An 18,276-nucleotide genomic window follows, 5' to 3' on the forward strand; every position below is an offset into this window, starting at 1 on the left:
CACGTGCCCTTCACCCGGCAGTAGCGTTCGCCCCCTCGCGGGCCCGCACCCCGATGACCTGCCTAGAAGCACCCCACTCCGAGGTGACCATGCAGACAACGTCCCGCCCGAAAGCCCGCCCGGTCAAGCGCACCGCCGGCACCGTCCTCCTCACCGCCGCACTGACCGCGGTGACCGCCTGCGGAGCGGGCACCACCGACGCCGGTCCGGGCTCCGGCGGCGGGGCAGGTGATCCGCACCTACGTATCGCCGTCGGTATCGACGCCGGGTACGCGCCGTTCTTCGTGGCCGGCGCCGAAGGGCTGTGGGCCGAGCACGGGGTCGACGTCGACCTCGTCCAGTTCGCCAAGGGCGGGGAGGGCGTCGACGCCCTCAACGCCGGACAGGTCCAGATGGCGGGGAACTCCGACGCCACCACCATCGGCCTGCTCGGACAGAACCCGGACCTGCGCTCGCTGCTCGTGTACGAGGACTCCGGCCGCTACCTCAAGGTCGTCCTGGGGGCCGGTGTGAAGTCCCCCGCGAAGATTCGGAAGATGGCTGTGGTCCCGGGCCTGTCCGAGCTGGCGGCCACGCGGTTCCTCGAATCGAAGGGCATCGAGCCCGACTCGGTCGAGTTCGTCACGGCCGACCCCGCCGAGATCCCGGCGCTCACCAAGAAGGGTGACGTGGACGCGTACGTCCTGTGGGAGCCCTGGCCGGCCAAGGGGGAGGAACTGGGCGAGCGCGTCCTGGAGACCACGGGCGACTACGGCTTCAGCTACCAGCACTGGCTGCTGTCGACGGCGCCCTGGCTCAAGGACAACAAGAGCATTGCCGTCAAGGTGGCCGCCGCCCTCGCGGAAGCGGCCGAGAAGATCGAGAGCGATCCGCAGGCCGCGGCGAAGGCCACCAAGGACGCCGCGAAGATCCCCACCGACCAGACCCTGAACGCGGTGAAGGACATCGACTTCGGCGTCCGCGACTTCACGGCGAAGGACCTCAAGGGCTACGACAGCACGGCCCAGTTCTACCTGGACACCGGCAAGGTCAAGGCCCGCCCCGACGTGTCCCGCACCGTCCAGCGCGGCTGGCTTTCCGACAACGCGGAGGGATCCTGATGACCGAGGCGATCAAAGGGATCGAGAAGGAGACGGTGCCGGGGGAGGGCGCGGTGGCCGCGACGACCGTGGCAGTGGCCCGTACGCCCACGGAGCCGGCAGCCGGACGCGGAGCTGCCCTGCGCGTCGAAGGCGCGGGCATCTCCTTCGGTGACTTCCGGGCCGTCCAGGGCATCGATCTGGACATCCCGGCCGGGGAGTTCCTCTGTCTCCTCGGACCCAGCGGCTGCGGCAAGTCCACGCTGTTGTCGGCGATGGCGGGATTCATCCAGGTCAGCGAGGGGACGCTCACCGCGGGCGGCGCGCCCGTCCGCGGCCCCGACCCGGAACTCGGCATGGTGTTCCAGAGCAGCGAGGTCCTGTTCGACTGGATGACGGTGCACCAGAACGTCACCTTCGGCCCGCGTATGCGCGGGGTCTCCCGTGTCGAGCAGAACCGGGTGGCCGACGAGTTCCTGGGCCTGGTCGGCCTGCGCCACTGCGCGGACCGCTACCCCGGCCAGCTCAGCGGCGGCATGCGCCAGCGCGTCCAGATCGCCCGGGTCCTCGCCAACGAGCCGGGTGTCGTCCTCATGGACGAGCCCTTCGGCGCGCTCGACGCGCAGACCCGGCAGGTGCTGCAGCAGGAGACGGCCCGCATCTGGGAGGCGTCCGGCTGCACGGTCGTCTTCGTCACGCACGACATCGACGAGGCGATCCTCCTCGCCGACCGGGTCGCCGTCATGACGGCGGGCCCCGCGGCCTCGATCAAGTCCCTCTACACGGTCGACCTGCCGCGTCCCCGCGACGAGTCCGACCCCGCCGCCCTGCGCCTGCGTAGCCGGCTGCGCGAGGACATCGGGGAAGAGGTCCGCAAGGCCATGCGCGACCAGGGACTCGACGACCGGCTCGACCGAGAGGCGAAGGGCGCATGACGATCACCACGACCGAGGCCCCGGCCCCGGCCCGCACCCGTACCCGCCCGCGCCGCACCGGGGGAAAGGGCGGACAAGCGCTGCGCACCGTCGGCGTCTACGCCGTCGCCGTCCTCCTCGGCCTGGGTGTCTGGCAGCTCGTGGCCGTGAAGTACGGCCCGTCCCTGGTCGCCTCGCCGAGTCAGACCCTGTCGGCCGCCCGCGAGCTGGCGGCCGACGGCACGCTCGGCAACTCGGTCATCGCCTCCAGCCGCCGCATCCTGATCGGCTGGGGCCTGGGCGTCGTGGTGGGCGCCCCGGTCGGCCTGCTCATCGGGCAGATCAGGATCGTCCGCCTGCTCCTGGAGCCGTACACCGAGTTCTTCCGCTTCATCCCGCCGGTCGCCTTCGTGACCCTGGCGGTGGTGTGGCTGGGCATCGGTGAGAGCTCGAAGGTGGTCCTGATCTTCTACACGGCCGTCTTCATCGTCACGCTCAACACCAGCGCGGGCGTGATGGCCGTCGACGAGTCCAAGCTGCGCGCCGCGGCCAGCCTCGGAGCCAGCCGTCGCCAGATCCTGCAGCGCGTCGTGCTGCCGTCCACCGTCCCGTACATCCTCACGGGCGCCCGCCTCGCCATGGGCAACAGCTTCCTGACGATCGTCTCCGCCGAGATCGTCGCCGCCCAGGTGGGCCTCGGCTCCCTGATCTGGACCTCCCGGAACTACGGCCGGATCGACTGGGTCTTCGTCGGCATCATCACCCTCGGCGTCCTGGGTCTCGTCTACGACCGGATCCTGCGCGTCATCGCGACGCGTGTACTGCACAAGTACGGAGCTAAGGTGTGAACGGGGGCCGTGACGATCTTGCGGGGAAGCGCCGTGACCAGCGGGGGAAGACAGGGAGAACACAGCACGTGAGCACCACCTCGTCCACATCGCGCGCCCTGTTCCTTGAGGAGTTCGGCACCCTGCCGAAACTCGGGGAACGTCCCGTGCCCGAGCCGCGCCCCGGGCACACCCTCGTCCGGGTGGCGGCGGCCACCGCCGCCCATCTGGACCTGAACATCCTCGACGGGCAGTTCGGCATCCTGCCCGAGCTGCCGTTCGTCCCCGGCACCCAGGGCAGCGGCTACGTCGTCGCCTCGGACACGCACCCCGAGGGCGCCCTGGTGCGGCTGCGCGGCGAAGGGCTCGGCCTGAGCCGTGACGGCGCCTGGGCCGAGCACGCGCTCGTGCCGGACACCGCCGCGGAGCCCATGCCTGAGGGCACCGACCCCGCTCTGGCCTGCATCTACTTCTCCCCGGTCGGCACCGCCTGGGCGACCGTCCACGCGATCGCCCAGGTGCGGCCGGGGGAGCGGGTGCTGGTCACCGGCGCGTCCGGCGCGGTCGGCGCCGTGGCCGTGCAGCTCGCGGCGCGCGCCGGCGCGGAGGTGGTCGGCGCGGTCGGCCGCCCGGCGAAGCTGGCGCACGTCCCCGGCGTCGCCAAGGCGCTGCTCGCCTCCGACCTCTCCGAGGAGGCGATCGGCGGCAAGGTCGACGTCCTGATCGACACGGTCGGCGGCCGGATCCTGCGCGACGCCCTCACCCTGGTCCGCCCGCGGGGCCGGGCCGCGCTCCTCGGCTACACGGCCGGCCGCGAGCTCACCCTCGACCTCGCGGACTTCTTCCTCGCCGACGTCTCCCTCCTCCCCGTGAACATGATGAGCCGCGGCCCGGAGGTCGCCCCCGAGGTGCTGCGCCTGCTGCCGGACCTGGCCTCCGGCGCGCTGACACTGCCGTACGAGAGCTACGGGATGGACGCGCTCGGCGAGGCGGTGGAGCGGCTGCGCTCGGGCACGGCGGTGGGCAAGATCGTGCTCGACATGGAGCACACCGGTAACTGAAGCGGTGAGCGCGGGCACGCCGTACAGGGCCGGGAGGCAGCGCCTCCCGGCCCTGTGTCGTGCGGGGCGTCAGCTCGCCTGCGCGAGTCCCAGTGCCACGTCGACGATCATGTCCTCCTGGCCGCCGACGAGCCCGCGCTCGCCGACCTCGACGAGGATCGTGCGGACGTCGACGCCGTAGCGCTCGGCCGCCGCCTCCGCGTGGCGCAGGAAGGAGCCGTACACCCCGGCGTAGCCGAGTGTGAGCGTCTCGCGGTCGACGCGGACCGGCCGGTCCTGCAGCGGGCGTACGAGATCCTCGGCCGCGTCCTGGAGCGCGAAGAGATCGCAGCCGTGGTCCCAGCCGTTGAGGTCGGCGACCGCGACGAACGCCTCGATGGGGCAGTTGCCCGCCCCCGCGCCCTGACCGGCGAGGGAGGCGTCCACGCGGGTCACGCCCTCCTCGACCGCGATCATGGAGTTGGCGACCGAGAGGGAGAGGTTCTCGTGGGCGTGGATGCCGATCTCGGTGGCGGGGTCCAGCACGTCGCGGTAGGCGCGCATCCGCTCGCGCACGCCGTCCATCATCAGCCGGCCGCCGGAGTCGGTGACGTAGACGCAGTGGGCGCCGTACGACTCCATGAGCTTGGCCTGCCCGGCGAGCGTCTTCGCGTCGGCCATGTGGCTCATCATCAGAAAGCCGGACACGTCCATGCCCAGCTCGCGGGCGGTGGCGATGTGCTGGGCCGAGACGTCGGCCTCGGTGCAGTGCGTGGCGACCCGCACCGAGCGCACCCCGAGCGCGTACGCCTGCTTGAGCTCCTCGATGGTACCGATGCCGGGCAGCAGGAGGGTGGTGAGGCGGGCGTTCTGGATGTGGGCGGCCGCGGCCTCGATCCACTCCCAGTCGGTGTGGCTGCCGGGGCCGTAGTTGAGCGAGCCGCCGGCCAGGCCGTCGCCGTGGGACACCTCGATGCCGTCGACGCCGGCCGCGTCGAGCGCGGCCACGATCCGGCCCACCTGCCCGGGTTCGATGCGGTGCCGGATGGCGTGCATGCCGTCCCGCAGGGTGACGTCCTGGATGAACAGCTTGTCGGTGCTCATGCGCCGGCCTCCTGGAGTTCGGTGGCGCGGGCGGCCATGGCCTCGGCCATCCGCAGGGCCGCGCTGGTCATGATGTCGAGGTTCCCGGCGTAGGCGGGGAGGTAGTGGGCGGCGCCCTCGACCTCCAGGAACACGGACACCTGGTGGGTGGCCGCGGCCCGGGTGAGGGTGTGCACCGGCTGGTCCGCGGGGACGGGGGTGATCTGCACCTGCTGCTTGAGGCGGTAGCCCGGCACGTACGCCGACACCTCCTCGACCCGCCGTGCGACGGCCGCGCGGATGGCGTCGCGGGTCGCCTCGCCGGGCGCGTCCACGAGCGCGAGCACGGTGTCGCGCATGATCAGCGGCGGCTCGGCCGGGTTGAGGATGATGACCGCCTTGCCGCGCTCGGCGCCGCCGACGGTCTCGATGGCGTGGCTGGTCGTCTCGGTGAACTCGTCGATGTTGGCGCGGGTGCCGGGACCGGCGCTCTTCGAGGCGATGGAGGCGACGATCTCCGCGTACGGGACCGGCGCCACCGAGGAGATCGCGGCGACGATCGGGATGGTGGCCTGGCCGCCGCACGTCACCATGTTCACGTTGTCCGCGGCGACGTGGTCGCCGAGGTTCACCGCGGGGATCACCATCGGGCCGATGGCGGCGGGGGTGAGGTCGATGAGCTGCTTGCCGTACGGAGCGAGCGCGTGGGCGTTGGCCAGGTGCGCCTTCGCGGACGTGGCGTCGAAGACGATCCCGATGTCCTCGAAGCCGTCCATCGCGATCAGGCCCTGGACGCCCTCGGCGGTCACGGGGACCCCGAGCCTCTTGGCGCGGGCGAGTCCGTCGGAGGCGGGGTCGATGCCGACCATCGCGCCCATCTCCAGGGTGTCCGACAGACGGAGCACCTTGATCATCAGGTCGGTGCCGATGTTGCCCGAGCCGATGACGGCGACCTTGGTCTTCATGCGGAGGCTCCTTCGTCACGGAAGTCGCGGAAGTCGCGGACATCGCTGGAGGCGTGGAAGCGGACGGAGACGGAGCCCAGCCCGGTGATCTCGGCGGCGAACACGTCCCCGGCCGCGGCGGGCACCATCGGGCCGAGCGCGCCGGACAGCACGACCTGGCCCGCGCGCAGCGGGTCGCCGACGTCGCGCGCGGTGCGGGCGAGCCAGGCCAGGGCGGCCAGCGGGTCGCCCAGGCAGGCCGCGCCGTTGCCCGTGGAGACGATTTCCCCACCGCGGGTGAGGGTCATGGCGGCTTCCACCGGTTCGAACTCGGTGAGCGGCCTGGCCGGGGTGCCGAGGACGTAGAGCGCGGAGGAGCCGTTGTCGGCGACGGTGTCGCCGAAGGTGATGTCCCAGCCGGCGATCCGGCTGTCCACGATCTCCAGGGCGGGGAGGGCGTGCGCCACCGCGGCCCGGATCTGCGCGGCGTCGAGCGGTCCTTCGGAGAGGTCGGCGCCCAGGACGAACGCGATCTCCGCCTCGACCTTCGGCTGCAGCAGCGCGCCGACCGGTACGGACGCCCCGTCCGCGACGCCCATGTCCGCGAACAGCACGCCGAAGTCCGGCTGGTCCACGCCCAGTTGGCGCTGGACGGCGGGGGAGGTGAGGCCGATCTTGCGGCCCGTGACGCGCCCGCCAGCTGCGAGGCGGCGTGCGGTCAGCAGCTCCTGGACGGCGTAGGCCGCCTTCACGTCGTCGCCGCCGATCAGATCGCGCACCGGGGGGCAGGGGACACGGTCGGCGGCGGCGCGCAGCAGACGGTCGGCCGCCTGCGCCACGGCGTCGCCGCCGGGAGAGAACTCGTTCATGCCCACAGCTTGGACACGGGGGCCGTCCCACGCCCAGCGATGAGTTCCGCCTCGCGGAACTCGTCCGCCGTCGGTGGCCCGGCAGCAGCCGGTCACATCGGGGGTCCCGCGGCAGCCGGTCAGTGGTTGCGCAGCTCCGCGCGGCGGCCGAGCGTCGCGGAGATCCCCGCCGCGGCGGCCCGCACGCTGGTGGCGTGCCGGGCGGGCCGGAACCGGTGCACCGGGCCCGTCACACTGACCGCCGCCACGATTTCGTCCGACGGCCCGAAGATCCCCGCCGCCACGCAGACGATGCCGACCGCCGACTCCTCGTACTCGAAGGCCACGCCCTCGGCGGCGACGTCGGAGAGCTGGCGCGTCAGCACGTCGACGTTGGTGATGGTCCGGGGCGCCTTGCGTGCCAGGGGCCCGCGCAGCGCGGCCTCCCGCACCTCGGTCGGGGCGTGGCTCAGCAGCATCTTCCCGAGGGCCGTCGCGTGCAGCGGCATGCGCCCGCCGAGCCGCGACGGGGAGTGGGCCTGCTGGTGACCGCCCATCTTGGCGACGTAGACGACCTCCGTGCCCTCACGGGTGCCCAGGTGGACGAGCTCGTGCGTGCGCTCGTACAGGTCTTCGAGGAAAGGCGTGGCCACTTCGAGCAGCCCGCGCTCGACCGACGCGCGCATCCCCAGCTCGAAGACGAGTCCCGACAGGCGGTAGCGCTCCTGGACGCGGTCCAGGAGCCGTGCCGCCACGAGGTCGCTCAGCACCCGGTGCAGGGTGCTCTTCGCGAACCCCGTACGCCGCCGCAGCTCGGTGAAGCCCAGGGTTGTGTCCTCGACGGTGAACGCCTGCAGCACGGCGAGGGCCTTGCTCAGGACGCCGCTCGGCGCGTCGTTGCTCAAGAGGGTCCTCTTTCCGGGGCGGCGGGACGGGGCACTCCCGTCATCTTGACTCGGACAGCACGGGGTCGGTGTCCCGGGCGACCTCCACGATGCCCTTGATCAGCAGGCGGGTGCTCGCGGACGGCGGCCGGTCGGCGAGCGTGGTGATCCCGATCTCGCGGGGCACGGTGTCCAGGGCCAGGGGCAGCATGTCGAGCAGCGGGTCCCGTGCGCCGATCAGCATGGGCAGCGGAGCGACGGCGTCCGTCTCCAGCAGGACCGTCCTCAGCGTGAGGATCGTCGAGCACTCGATGATGTTCGCGGGCAGGGGCAGGCCCCGGCGCTCGAAGAGTTCGTCGATCTCCTGGCGCAGTTGGGTGTTGCGGCCCGGCAGGATCCACGGCAGGTCCATGAGGTCCTCGATGCCGCCGGCGGAGGTGCCGAGACAGGGGTGCCCGCGCCGGACGACGAGGCGGACCGGTTCGTCGTAGAGCCGCACGTGCCGCAGTGCGGCGCGCGGGCCGGACGGCTGGAGCCGGCCGACCAGTACGTCCACCTCGCCCCGGGCGAGTTGCAGGCCCAGCTCCTCGGGCAGCGCCTCCACGACCGAGACGGTGAGGTGCGGGTGTGCCCTCTTGAGCCGCACCAGGGTCTGCGGCAGCAGCGAGTAGGCGCCGGCGAGGTTGGTGCCGACCCGGACGGGCTCCATGCCCAGACGCCGGAGCTCGTGGATGCGTTCGGCCGCGGCGCGCACGTTCGCGACGACCGCGCGGGCGTGCTCGACGAGGATGTCGCCGTACTGGGTCGGGCGGACGCCGCGCGGCCCCCTGGCGAAGAGCTCGACCCCGATGATCGTCTCGATCTCCTGCAGACTCCGGGTCACGACCGGCTGGGTGACGTGCATCGCCTTGGCGGCACCGACCAGGGTGCCCTCGTCGGCTACGACGGTGACGAGAACGAGATGGCGCAGTTTCAGCCGACCGTCCAGAAAGTGGTCCACGTTCATGTCTCGACATCTCTCCGTCACATGGTTTTGGGCTCCGGTATAGCCAAACATGAATAGCGCCGACCGGAGAAGCATTGGTCAAGGCCGAATCCCTGCCAAATGATGAGGCCATGTCTTCGACACTCTCCGCAGAGGACCCGCTGGGCGGCCTGGCGTCCGCCCTGGCCTCCGGCGGCATCGAGGTGGTCGACCTGACCGCCCTCCTGTCGCCGTCGACGCCCGTGCTCGACCTTCCGCCCGACATGGCACCGATCCCGCACTTCGAGCTGGAGGAGCTGGCACGCTACGACGAGCGGGGGCGCACGTCCTACCAGAACGGCATCCACACCGGTGAGCACGTGGGCACCCACTTCGACGCGCCGTGCCACTGGGTCACGGGCGCCGACAAGGGGGACGTCGCCGACGTACCGGTCCGGCGCCTGGTGGCTCCCGCTGTCGTGATCGACAAGAGCGCCGAGTGCGCGGCCGATCCGGACTTCCTGCTGACGGTCGAGCACCTCCAGGAGTGGCAGCGCGAGCACGGCCCGCTCCCGGCGGGCGGCTGGCTGCTCTACCGCACCGGTTGGGCCGCCCGCTCGCACGACCAGCACCTCTTCCTCAACGCCGACGACAGCGGGCCGCACACACCCGGCATCACGGCCGAATGCGCCCGCTGGCTGGCCGACGAGTCACCGATCGCCGGACTCGGGGTGGAGACGGTCGGCACCGACGCCGGGCAGGCGTTCACCTTCACCCCCCAGTTCCCGGCGCACCACCACCTGCTGGGCGCGGGCAAGTACGGAGTCACCCAGTTGCAGAACCTCGACCGGCTGCCCGTCACCGGCACTGTCCTGATCGTCGCCCCCCTCCGCATCGCCGGAGGGTCCGGCAGTCCGGCGCGGGTCCTGGCCCTCGTCGAGAAGGGAGGAGTCCGGTGACCGAGCTCGTCCACGAGGCCATCGGCAGGCAGCTCACCGATCTCGGAGTCCGTACGGTCTTCGGGGTGGTCGGCAGCGGCAACTTCCACTTCACCGACGCGATGGTGCGCGGCGGCGCACGGTTCGTCGCCGCTCGTCACGAGGGCGGTGCGGCCACCATGGCGGACGCGTACGCCCGGATGTCCGACGAGGTCGCCGTGCTCTCCCTGCACCAGGGCTGCGGCTACACCAACGCCCTCACCGGGATCACCGAGGCCGCCAAGAGCCGGACGCCGCTCCTGGTGCTGACCGCCGAAGCCACCGATCCCACCTCGAACTTCGCGCTCGACCAGGCGGCGATCGCGGTCGGCATCGGGGCGGTCGCCCTGCGCGTGCGGTCGGCCAGGACCGCCCTCGACGACGTGGCACGGGCCTTCGCGATCTGCCGCCACCAGCGGCGCACGGTCGTCCTCAACGTCCCGATCGACGTCCAGGACGCGGTCCTGGAGGCGCAGGCCCCGGCCCGGGAGTACCGCAAGGTCGCCGAACCGCGGCCCGACGACGACGAGATCGCCGCGTTCGCCCGGCTCCTGGAAGGCGCCGAGCGGCCGGTCTTCGTCGTCGGACGCGGCGGCCGTTCCCCCGGCTCCAGGGACGCCGTCCGCGAACTGGCCGCCGAGGCGGGCGCCCTGCTCGCGACCTCCGCCGTCTCCCGCGGGATGTTCAACGGCGACGACTGGAACATCGACGTCTCCGGCGGCTTCTCCTCGCCGCTGACGGCCGAACTCGTCTCCGGCGCCGACCTGCTGGTGGGATTCGGCTGCGCCCTGAACATGTGGACCATGCGCCACGGCAGGCTCATCGCGCCGGACGCGACCGTCGTCCAGGTCGACATCGAACCGGGCGCCATCGGCGTCCACCGCGACGTGGACCTCGGTCTGTGGGGCGGTGTCGCGGGAACGGCCCGGGCCACGGCCGCGTGGCTGCGGGCGAACTCGCCCGGCGGGCGCACGGGGTACCGCACCCCGGAGGTGGCCGAGCGGATCCGGTCCGGACTGCGCTGGAACCAGGTCCCGTTCGAGGACGCGTCGGGGGACGGACGGGTCGACCCGCGCGGTCTGAGCGTCGCGCTCAACGACATCCTGCCCACCGAGCGGATCGTCTCCGTGGACTCGGGCAACTTCCTCGGCTACCCGAGCATGTACCTCGACGTGCCCGACGAGTACGGGTTCTGCTTCACCCAGGCGTTCCAGTCCGTCGGCCTGGGCCTGGCGACCGCGATCGGTGCCGCGCTGGCGCAGCCCGACCGGCTGCCCGTGGCCGGCTGCGGCGACGGCGGTTTCCTGATGGGCCTGTCGGAGTTGGAGACCGTCGTACGGCTGGGTCTGCCCATGCTGATCGTCGTCTACAACGACGCCATGTACGGCGCCGAGGTGCACCACTTCGGGGCCGGCACGAGCGGCCTCGACACGGTGACCTTCCCCGACACGGACATCGCGGCGCTCGCCCGGGGACACGGGTGCGACGCGCTGACGATCCGGCGGCCCGAGGACACGCACGCCGTGAAGGAGTGGCTGTCGGCCGGCCCCGTCCGTCCCCTGGTGCTTGACGCCAAGATCGCCTCGGACGGGGGTTCCTGGTGGCTGCAGGAAGCCTTCGGGCACTGAGGCGCCCCGGCATGAATCCCCCCGACCACGTCACGACATGGGAGAGCGAGCTCTGATGGGAAAGACGACAAGCGGCGTCTCCGTCATCGGTGCCGGCGAGTCGCCCTACACCCGGCATCCGGCATCCGGCACGACCACGCAAGGGGTGCTCGCCGACGCCGTGCGCCGCGCACTCGCCGACGCGAACCTCCGGACCTCCGAGGTCGACGGCTTCGGTGTCTGCAGCTTCACCCTCGGTCCGGACCACGCCGTCGACCTGGCCTGGCGGCTCGGACTGCGGCTGCGCTGGCTGATGCAGGACACCAACGGCGGGGCGAGCGCGGGCACCATGCTGCAGCACGCCGTGCGGGCCGTGGAGGCAGGCGACGCCTCGGTCGTGGTGCTCGTGGCCGGCGACCTGATGGACCAGCAGGTGCACCTCAGGATGGTGGCCGAGTACAACCGGGCCACCGCCGAGCACCTGGTCCCGCTGGACATGCTCGGACCGAACGCCCTCTTCGCCCTGCTGACCCAGCGTCAGATGGTGGCCGAGGGACTCACGCGTACCGACTACGGCCGGCTCGCGGTGGCCCAGCGCGCATGGGCGGGCCTCAACCCCGGTGCCGTGTACCGCAAGCCGATGACGCTCGACGACTACCTGAACGCCCCCATGGTCGCCGAACCCCTCGGCCGGTACGACTGCGTACCGCCGGTCACCGGCGCCGACGCCGTGGTGGTCGTGGCCGACGAACGGGCCGCGGGCACACGACGGGCCAGGGTGCTGGCCGTCTCGGCCCGTTACAACAGCGACGACCAGACGGGCGACGGCCTGGTCACCGGCCTGGCCGACTGCGCGCCCGAGCTGTGGGAGACCACCGGACACGGGCCCGCCGACGTCGACGTGGTCAGCGTGTACGACGACTACCCGGCCATGGCGCTGGCCCAGCTCAAGGACCTCGGACTGGTCGCCGGAGGGGGGATGCCGGCCTTCATCGCCGAGCGCCTCGCCACCCGGAAGCTCGCCGTCAACACCTCCGGCGGACAGCTCTCGGCCGGCCAGCCGGGCTCCGCGGGAGGCATGCACGGACTCGTGGAGACCGTCCGGCAACTGCGCGGCCAGGCCGGGCAGCGGCAGATCGACGCCCGGCTCGGCCTGTTCAGCGGATACGGGATGGTGCTCTACCGCTACGGCGCGTGTGCCACCGCCGGACTCCTGGAGGCGGCCGCATGAGCGTGATCGTGCAGAACTGCCGGACGTGCGGCGGACAGTGGTTCCCCGCCCGGCTGATGTGCCCCCGCTGCGGAGGCGCCGACCTGGCGCCCGTCGGCGTCGAGCGCGGGGTGGTCGAGCAGCTGACCCACCTCGGCGACGTCGTCATCGCGTCCGTGGCCTGCGACCCCGAACCGCTGCTCGTGGCCAGGCTGCACGGTACGGTCGCGGTCGGTGACGTCGTGGAACTCACCGACCGGCCCGACGCGTTCGACCGCCCCGACGCGTCCGGCCGTCCCGTCGCCTTCGTACCGCCGAGCGGCCGGTCCCGAGAGGAGTCGTCATGAGCGACGTCACCGACATGCCCGTCACCGACATGCCCGACCCCACCTGTACGAGCGTCCCCGGACTGCTGCGACAGCGCGCGGACAGCACCCCGGACAGCATCCTGCTGCGCTGCGGTGACACGCACAGGACCGCCGCCCAGATGCTTGAACGGGTCGCCGTCGCGGGAGGCCTGCTGCGCCGGCACGGGGTGGAACGGGGCGACCGGGTGGCGCTGATGGCGTCCAACCGGGTCGAGTTGCTGGACCTGATCCTGGGCTGCGCGTGGATCGGTGCCGTCGCGGTGCCGATCAACACCGCCGCACGGGGCGAGCAGCTCCATCACATCCTGACCAACTCCCAGGCGGAGCTGCTGGTCCTGGAACACCCCTTCCTCGCACAGGTGGAGGCGCTGCCGAGCACCGCCGAACTGCGCCAGATCTGGCTCCTCGACGAGGACGAGGTCGTCTCGGTCCTGCCGGTTCCCGTCGACCCGATCCCGGACGACGGCCGGGCCGTGGAGCCCGCGGAGGTCGGCCCCGGCCATCCCGCGGTGATCCTCTACACCTCGGGCACCACCGGCGTCTCCAAGGGAGTCGTCTGTCCCCACGCCCAGTTCTACTGGTGGGGCCGCAACGTCACGGTCCAGCTCGGCATCACCTCGGCCGACGTCCTGCACACCTGCCTGCCCCTGTTCCACACGAACGCGCTCAACGCCTTCAGCCAGGCCCTGGTCAGCGGTGCGCAGTACGTCATCGGCCCGCGCTTCTCGGCCTCCCGCTTCTGGTCGGACGTGACGGCCAGCGGGGCGACCTTCACCTACCTGCTCGGCGCCATGATCAGCATCCTGGCGGGCCGGCCGCCCGGGGAGCACGACCGGGCGCACCGGGTCACCGCCGCACTGGCGCCGGCCACCCCCGCCGGGCTGCTCCGGGAGTTCGAGCAGCGGTTCGGCGTCGTCCTCATCGACGGCTACGGCTCGACCGAGACCAACGCGGTGATCTCCGCGAGCCGGACCGAACAGCGGCCGGGGTTCGTCGGACGCCTCCAGGAGGGGTTCTCCGCCCGGATCGTCGACGAGAACGGGCTCGACGTTCCCCCCGGCACACCGGGCGAACTGCTGCTGCGCAGCGAGCAGCCCTTCGCCTTCGCCTCCGGCTACCACCGCATGCACGAGGCCACCGTCGCCGCGTGGCAGGACCTGTGGTTCCACACCGGTGACCGGATGGTGATCGAGGCGGACGGGTGGATCAGGTTCGTCGACCGCATCAAGGACGTGATCCGCCGCCGAGGCGAGAACATCTCCTCCGTCGAGGTCGAGAGCGTCCTCGCACAGCACCCCGGCGTCCGTGACGTCGCGGTGTACGCGGTGGACTCCGAACTCGGCGAGGACGAGGTGATGGCCGCCGTGGTTCCGGTCGAGGGACAGAAGATCGACTTCGTCGAGCTGGTGGCCTTCTGCGAGCCCCGGCTCGCCTACTACGCGATTCCCCGCTTCGTGGCGCTGTGCCCGGAACTGCCGCTGACCGAGAACGGCAAGGTGCGCAAGACCGTGCTGAGGGAGTGGGGAGCCGGCCGCGCCGACTGGGACCGCGAGGCGGCCGGCGTCGTGCTGGGACGCGACCGGCCCACCACGGCACGCTCGGAAGGAGCTCGTACGTGACCGGGGCCCGCCGCCCCTGCGCGGTGGCGCCCCGAAGGCTTCCCCCTCGTGCCATCGGCTGAGCCGGTGCGCGCCGACGACGCACGGGCGGCGTGTGGTGTCGCCGGTCGCCGGTCGCCGGTCACCGGTCGGTGACGAGCGGCGAAATCCGAGCGCGGCTTCCCCGAGCGGTGACCGTTGCCCTCGTCGAAGCCACCTCTAGGCGGCAGTTGACCTCCGCCTCCACGATCGCGGCCACCGCCCCCTCGCAGGCGGTGGCCGTCACCGGACAGGTCCTGACCGTCAGCAGCGGTCACTGACCCTTCCCTCGGGCGGACCCCGCCCCGGCACATCCCCCTTTCCCGGCCACCGGGACGCCCTCGCGCGCCCCTCCACGTCCCGACGGCCACCGTCCTCCTCCAGAGGTGACGAGATGAGCCCCACCGTCCCGCACGAACCGGCAGCCGGACCGCAGTCGATCCGCAAGATCGCCATCGCCAGCCTGACCGGAACCGCACTTGAGTGGTACGACTTCTTCCTCTACGGCACCGCCTCGGCCCTGGTGCTCGGCKCCCTCTTCTTCCCCGACGCCAGCCCCCTCGCCGGCACCCTGGCCTCCTTCGGCACCTTCGCCGTCGGCTTCGCGGCCCGCCCCATCGGCGGCATCATCTTCGGTCACTTCGGAGACCGGCTGGGCCGCAAACCCATGCTCGTGATCACCCTGCTGGTCATGGGCTTCACCACCTTCCTCATCGGCACCCTGCCCACCTACGCGCAGATCGGCGCGTGGGCGCCGGTCCTGCTCACCCTGCTGCGCGTCCTCCAGGGCATCGCGGTCGGCGGCGAGTGGGGTGGCAGCGTCCTCATGATCACCGAGCACGCCCCCGCGGGGCGGCGCGGCTTCTACTCGGCCTGGAGCCAGGTCGGCATCAACCTCGGCTTCGTCACCTCCGCCGGAGTCTTCGCGGCGGTCCAGACCCTGTCCGACGAGGCGTTTCTGTCCTGGGGATGGCGTGTGCCCTTCCTCCTCGGAGCCGTTCCCGCGCTGGTCGGCCTCTTCATCCGTCTGAAGATCGAGGAGACACCGGAGTTCCAGAGCGTCCAGCACGAGGGCGACAAGCAACGGCTGCCGGTCCTGCACGCCCTGCGGACCCATCCGCGCGCCATCCTCATCACGGCCGGCGCCCGCATGGCGGAGAACGGCGCGTCGTACATCTTCCTGGTCTTCTCCCTCGCGTACGGCAAGCACATCGGGGTCGGCAACGGCCTGCTGCTGACCGGGATCATCGTCGCCAACGTCGTGGAGGGCGCCTCGATGGTGGGATTCGGCGCCCTCTCCGACCGCATCGGCCGCCGCCCGGTCTACATGGCCGGAGCGGCCACCCTCATCGTCTTCGCGTTCCCCTTCTTCTGGCTCGTGGACACCGGGACCCCCGCGCTCGTCTGGCTCGCCTTCATCGTCGCCATCGGCATCGGCCACGGAGCCATGATCGGCACCCAGCCGAGCTTCTTCACCGAGCTGTTCGGCAAGAGCTCGCGCTACAGCGCCATCGCCCTCGGACACGAGTTCGCCTCGGTGTTCGCCGGCGGCCTCTCACCGCTCATCGCGACCGCGCTCCTGGCGGCCACCGACGCCTCCTGGCCCATCTCCCTGTATCTCATGGTCCTGGGCTGTATCACGCTCGTCTCGGTCTACTTCGCCCGCGAGACGGTGCAGCGCGACACCGCGCCCACGCCGGAACCGCGGCTGCAGCCGGCCGGAACACACGAGTAGACACACGAGCAGCGCGTACCCGGTGCGCCGGGGATCGTCGGCCGGCCACCTCCTGGCCGGCCGACGAGCGGTCCGCCCGACGAGGGGCCGGGGGCACGGCCGGTCCGTCCGGCGCGTCCCCGGCCCGCTCGCCCCGCTCGCCCCGTCCGCCCCGCTCGTCAGGGTCGCGGTGCGGGGGCGAGCACGATGTCGAACCGCACCCGGCTCCAACCGACGTCCAGCCGGCGCCCGTCCGGGGTGGGCGTGCCCGCCGGCTGGTGCTCGAACCTCTTGACCAATGACTGCTTGACGCCGAAGACCGTGTCCCGCTCACCGATCGGGTCGCCCTCGGGGAAGACATGGGTCACCAGCGTGCGCGCGTCCTCATGGCTGACCATGAAGTGCAGGTGCGAGGCCCGCAGCGGCGAGCGGCCCACGGCGGCGAGCAGCTGTCCGACCGGGCCGTCGTCGGGAATCGGGTACGGCGTCGGGGTCAGGCCCCAGAAACGGTACGCCCCGTCGGCGTCGCTGAAGAGGTGCCCCCGCGCCGAGCGCCTGGCGGCGTCGTACTGCACGTCGTACAGCCCGTCCTCGTCGGCCTCCCACACCTCGATCCGGGCGCCGGCCAGCGGGTTGCCGTCGGTGTCGGTGACCGTGCCCTCGACCCAGCAGGGTTGGCCCGGCGCCCCGAAGGAGACGTCGCCGCCGAGCTCGACGTGCGGTGCGTCCTCGACGAAGAACGGGCCGAAGACGGTCGCCTCGGTGGCGTCCTCGTAGGCCACGTTGTTGACGTTGACGGTCTGCATCGACGCGCCGAGCACGTCGGAGAGCAGGATGAACTCCTGGCGCACGTCGTCGGTGATGTGGCCGGCGCGGGTGAGGAAGTCGATGGCCGTCCTCCACTCGGCGTCGGTCAGCCGGGTCTCGCGGACGAACGCGTGGACGTGCTCGACGAGCGCCACCATGAGCTGTTTGAGCCGCGGGCTCTCGCAGGCGTCGAACGAGCGGACCACCCGATCGAGGAGCTCCTGCTCGCGCTGGACCTGGTCCGGCGGGACGGCGGTGTCCGGCGTCGTGGTCATGAGGGGTCGGCTCCTTCCCAGGCCGCGCGCAGCAGCGCGGTGACGTTCTCTTCGGTGACCGGGGTCGGGTTGTTCCCCGGCGCGACGGCGAGGACCGGCCCGACGGCCTCGGCGATGCCGTCCTCGGGCATCCTGTGGTCGCGCAGGGCCCGGGGTGCGTCGAGAGCGGCGCGCAGTGCGCGGAGCCCCTCGGTCGCGGTCGGCGAACCGAGGGCCGCAGCGATGCGACCGGCCGCCTCGGGTGCGTTCGGTGCGTTCAGGGCCAGCACGTGGGGCAGTACGACGGCGTGCGTCTGGGCGTGCGGCAGGTTGAACATCCCGCCGAGCACGTGACAGATCTTGTGGTGGAGACCCGAGCCGGCCCCGGCGAAGGCGACCGCGGCGAGATAGGCACCGTAGAGCGTCTGCTCGCGGCCCTCCATGCCCGCGGGATCCGCGACGACCGCGGGCAGCCCGGCCGCCAGGGCACGGATCCCCTCGCCGGCGAACGCCCGGTCGACGGGGTCCGCCCGCGGGCCCCACAGGGAGTCGACGCAGTGCGCCAGCGCGTTGAGACCGCTCGCCACGGACATGTCCACCGGCAGGCCGAGCAGCAGCGAGGCGTCGTACACGACGGAGCGTGGCAGCACCCGGGCGTCGACGCCGGTGGTCTTCACGTCGCCGTCGGTCAGCCCCCACACGTTCGTCGCCTCGGAGCCGGCGTACGTCGTCGGGACCGCCACGATCGGGAGGCCGGTGGTCAGCGCCACCGCCTTCGCCAGCCCGGTCGTCGAGCCGCCACCGACGCACACCAGGACGTCGGCGCCGCCGGCGGAGGCCGCCACGCGCGCCCGCCGCGCCACCTCGGCCGGTACGTGCATGACGACCTCGTCGTGGCGCACCGCCACCGGCAGCGCGGCGCCGATCCCGTCGGCCGGGGCCGCCGCCGAGGGGGCGGCGATCAGCATGGCGCGGCTCGCGCCCAGCGCGGCGACCTCGGCCGCCGCCGCCGCGGCGGCGTCGCCGGGCGCGAAGACCACGCGCTGCGGCAGCGTCTCGTGCACGAACCTCATCGCACGCGCCCCGGCAACTGCCGGACGGCCTCGGAAGGAGCGGCGG

General features: G+C 72.1%; 18 protein-coding genes. 11 read left to right on the forward strand and 7 right to left on the reverse strand.

Annotated elements, in window-relative coordinates; all coding sequences use genetic code 11:
* The first annotated feature begins 89 nt into the window (after nucleotides 1-89).
* From FGF04_RS06875 to FGF04_RS06890, 4 genes are all read left to right on the forward strand, one after another.
* A complete protein-coding gene (locus FGF04_RS06875) occupies nucleotides 90-1,100 on the forward strand; it encodes an ABC transporter substrate-binding protein (RefSeq protein WP_149510348.1) in 1,011 nt (336 codons plus the stop codon).
* On the forward strand, nucleotides 1,100-2,014 hold the full coding sequence (locus FGF04_RS06880) for an ABC transporter ATP-binding protein (protein ID WP_149510349.1): 915 nt from the start codon (nucleotides 1,100-1,102) through the stop codon (nucleotides 2,012-2,014). The genes FGF04_RS06875 and FGF04_RS06880 overlap by 1 nt, the downstream gene beginning before the upstream one ends.
* Complete coding sequence (locus FGF04_RS06885; RefSeq protein ID WP_149510350.1) at nucleotides 2,011-2,841, forward strand: ABC transporter permease; 831 nt, start codon at nucleotides 2,011-2,013, stop codon at nucleotides 2,839-2,841. The genes FGF04_RS06880 and FGF04_RS06885 overlap by 4 nt, the downstream gene beginning before the upstream one ends.
* 68 nt (nucleotides 2,842-2,909) lie before the next feature.
* Nucleotides 2,910-3,881: a quinone oxidoreductase family protein gene (locus FGF04_RS06890; protein WP_149510351.1), complete on the forward strand. Its 972-nt coding sequence runs from the start codon at nucleotides 2,910-2,912 to the stop codon at nucleotides 3,879-3,881.
* Between the two features lie 69 nt (nucleotides 3,882-3,950).
* On the opposite strand, the gene dmpG is transcribed toward FGF04_RS06890, so the two are convergent.
* The 5 genes from dmpG to FGF04_RS06915 form a co-directional block, all read right to left on the reverse strand.
* The gene (gene dmpG / locus FGF04_RS06895; protein ID WP_149510352.1) at nucleotides 3,951-4,964 is read right to left on the reverse strand and encodes a 4-hydroxy-2-oxovalerate aldolase; all 1,014 of its coding nucleotides are present in this window, start codon (nucleotides 4,962-4,964) and stop codon (nucleotides 3,951-3,953) included.
* On the reverse strand, nucleotides 4,961-5,908 hold the full coding sequence (locus FGF04_RS06900) for an acetaldehyde dehydrogenase (acetylating) (RefSeq protein ID WP_149510353.1): 948 nt from the start codon (nucleotides 5,906-5,908) through the stop codon (nucleotides 4,961-4,963). Before FGF04_RS06900 ends, dmpG begins: the two co-directional genes overlap by 4 nt.
* The gene (locus FGF04_RS06905; protein ID WP_149510354.1) at nucleotides 5,905-6,756 is read right to left on the reverse strand and encodes a 2-keto-4-pentenoate hydratase; all 852 of its coding nucleotides are present in this window, start codon (nucleotides 6,754-6,756) and stop codon (nucleotides 5,905-5,907) included. The genes FGF04_RS06900 and FGF04_RS06905 overlap by 4 nt, the downstream gene beginning before the upstream one ends.
* Nucleotides 6,757-6,875: 119 nt before the next feature.
* On the reverse strand, nucleotides 6,876-7,640 hold the full coding sequence (locus FGF04_RS06910) for an IclR family transcriptional regulator (RefSeq protein ID WP_149510355.1): 765 nt from the start codon (nucleotides 7,638-7,640) through the stop codon (nucleotides 6,876-6,878).
* Between the two features lie 40 nt (nucleotides 7,641-7,680).
* Nucleotides 7,681-8,625, reverse strand: a complete 945-nt coding sequence (locus tag FGF04_RS06915; RefSeq protein ID WP_188113987.1) for a LysR family transcriptional regulator — start codon at nucleotides 8,623-8,625, stop codon at nucleotides 7,681-7,683.
* A gap of 110 nt (nucleotides 8,626-8,735) precedes the next feature.
* On the opposite strand from FGF04_RS06915, the gene FGF04_RS06920 reads away from it, so the two are divergent.
* From FGF04_RS06920 to FGF04_RS06945, 7 genes are all read left to right on the forward strand, one after another.
* Nucleotides 8,736-9,542, forward strand: coding sequence for a cyclase family protein (locus FGF04_RS06920; RefSeq protein WP_149510357.1), 807 nt, complete (start codon nucleotides 8,736-8,738; stop codon nucleotides 9,540-9,542).
* Nucleotides 9,539-11,188, forward strand: coding sequence for a thiamine pyrophosphate-binding protein (locus FGF04_RS06925; protein WP_149510358.1), 1,650 nt, complete (start codon nucleotides 9,539-9,541; stop codon nucleotides 11,186-11,188). Before FGF04_RS06920 ends, FGF04_RS06925 begins: the two co-directional genes overlap by 4 nt.
* Before the next feature lie 55 nt (nucleotides 11,189-11,243).
* Nucleotides 11,244-12,398, forward strand: coding sequence for a thiolase family protein (locus FGF04_RS06930; RefSeq protein WP_149510359.1), 1,155 nt, complete (start codon nucleotides 11,244-11,246; stop codon nucleotides 12,396-12,398).
* Complete coding sequence (locus FGF04_RS06935) at nucleotides 12,395-12,724, forward strand: zinc ribbon domain-containing protein (protein WP_149510360.1); 330 nt, start codon at nucleotides 12,395-12,397, stop codon at nucleotides 12,722-12,724. The genes FGF04_RS06930 and FGF04_RS06935 overlap by 4 nt, the downstream gene beginning before the upstream one ends.
* A complete protein-coding gene (locus FGF04_RS06940; RefSeq protein ID WP_223146353.1) occupies nucleotides 12,721-14,364 on the forward strand; it encodes an ATP-dependent acyl-CoA ligase in 1,644 nt (547 codons plus the stop codon). The genes FGF04_RS06935 and FGF04_RS06940 overlap by 4 nt, the downstream gene beginning before the upstream one ends.
* Nucleotides 14,365-14,534: 170 nt before the next feature.
* The gene (locus FGF04_RS41635) at nucleotides 14,535-14,663 is read left to right on the forward strand and encodes a hypothetical protein (protein ID WP_268893766.1); all 129 of its coding nucleotides are present in this window, start codon (nucleotides 14,535-14,537) and stop codon (nucleotides 14,661-14,663) included.
* A 113-nt stretch (nucleotides 14,664-14,776) separates the two neighbouring features.
* Nucleotides 14,777-16,117 carry an MFS transporter gene (locus FGF04_RS06945; RefSeq protein WP_149510361.1) on the forward strand — a complete coding sequence of 447 codons (1,341 nt, stop codon included), beginning with the start codon at nucleotides 14,777-14,779 and terminating at the stop codon, nucleotides 16,115-16,117.
* A gap of 158 nt (nucleotides 16,118-16,275) precedes the next feature.
* On the opposite strand, the gene FGF04_RS06950 is transcribed toward FGF04_RS06945, so the two are convergent.
* Both FGF04_RS06950 and FGF04_RS06955 read right to left on the reverse strand, forming a co-directional pair.
* Complete coding sequence (locus FGF04_RS06950) at nucleotides 16,276-17,178, reverse strand: dioxygenase family protein (protein WP_149510362.1); 903 nt, start codon at nucleotides 17,176-17,178, stop codon at nucleotides 16,276-16,278.
* On the reverse strand, nucleotides 17,175-18,230 hold the full coding sequence (locus FGF04_RS06955) for a maleylacetate reductase (RefSeq protein ID WP_149510363.1): 1,056 nt from the start codon (nucleotides 18,228-18,230) through the stop codon (nucleotides 17,175-17,177). The genes FGF04_RS06950 and FGF04_RS06955 overlap by 4 nt, the downstream gene beginning before the upstream one ends.
* Nucleotides 18,231-18,276: the final 46 nt, after the last annotated feature.

Source organism: Streptomyces apricus, assembly GCF_008369065.1.
Taxonomy (GTDB): Bacteria; Actinomycetota; Actinomycetes; order Streptomycetales; family Streptomycetaceae; genus Streptomyces; species Streptomyces apricus.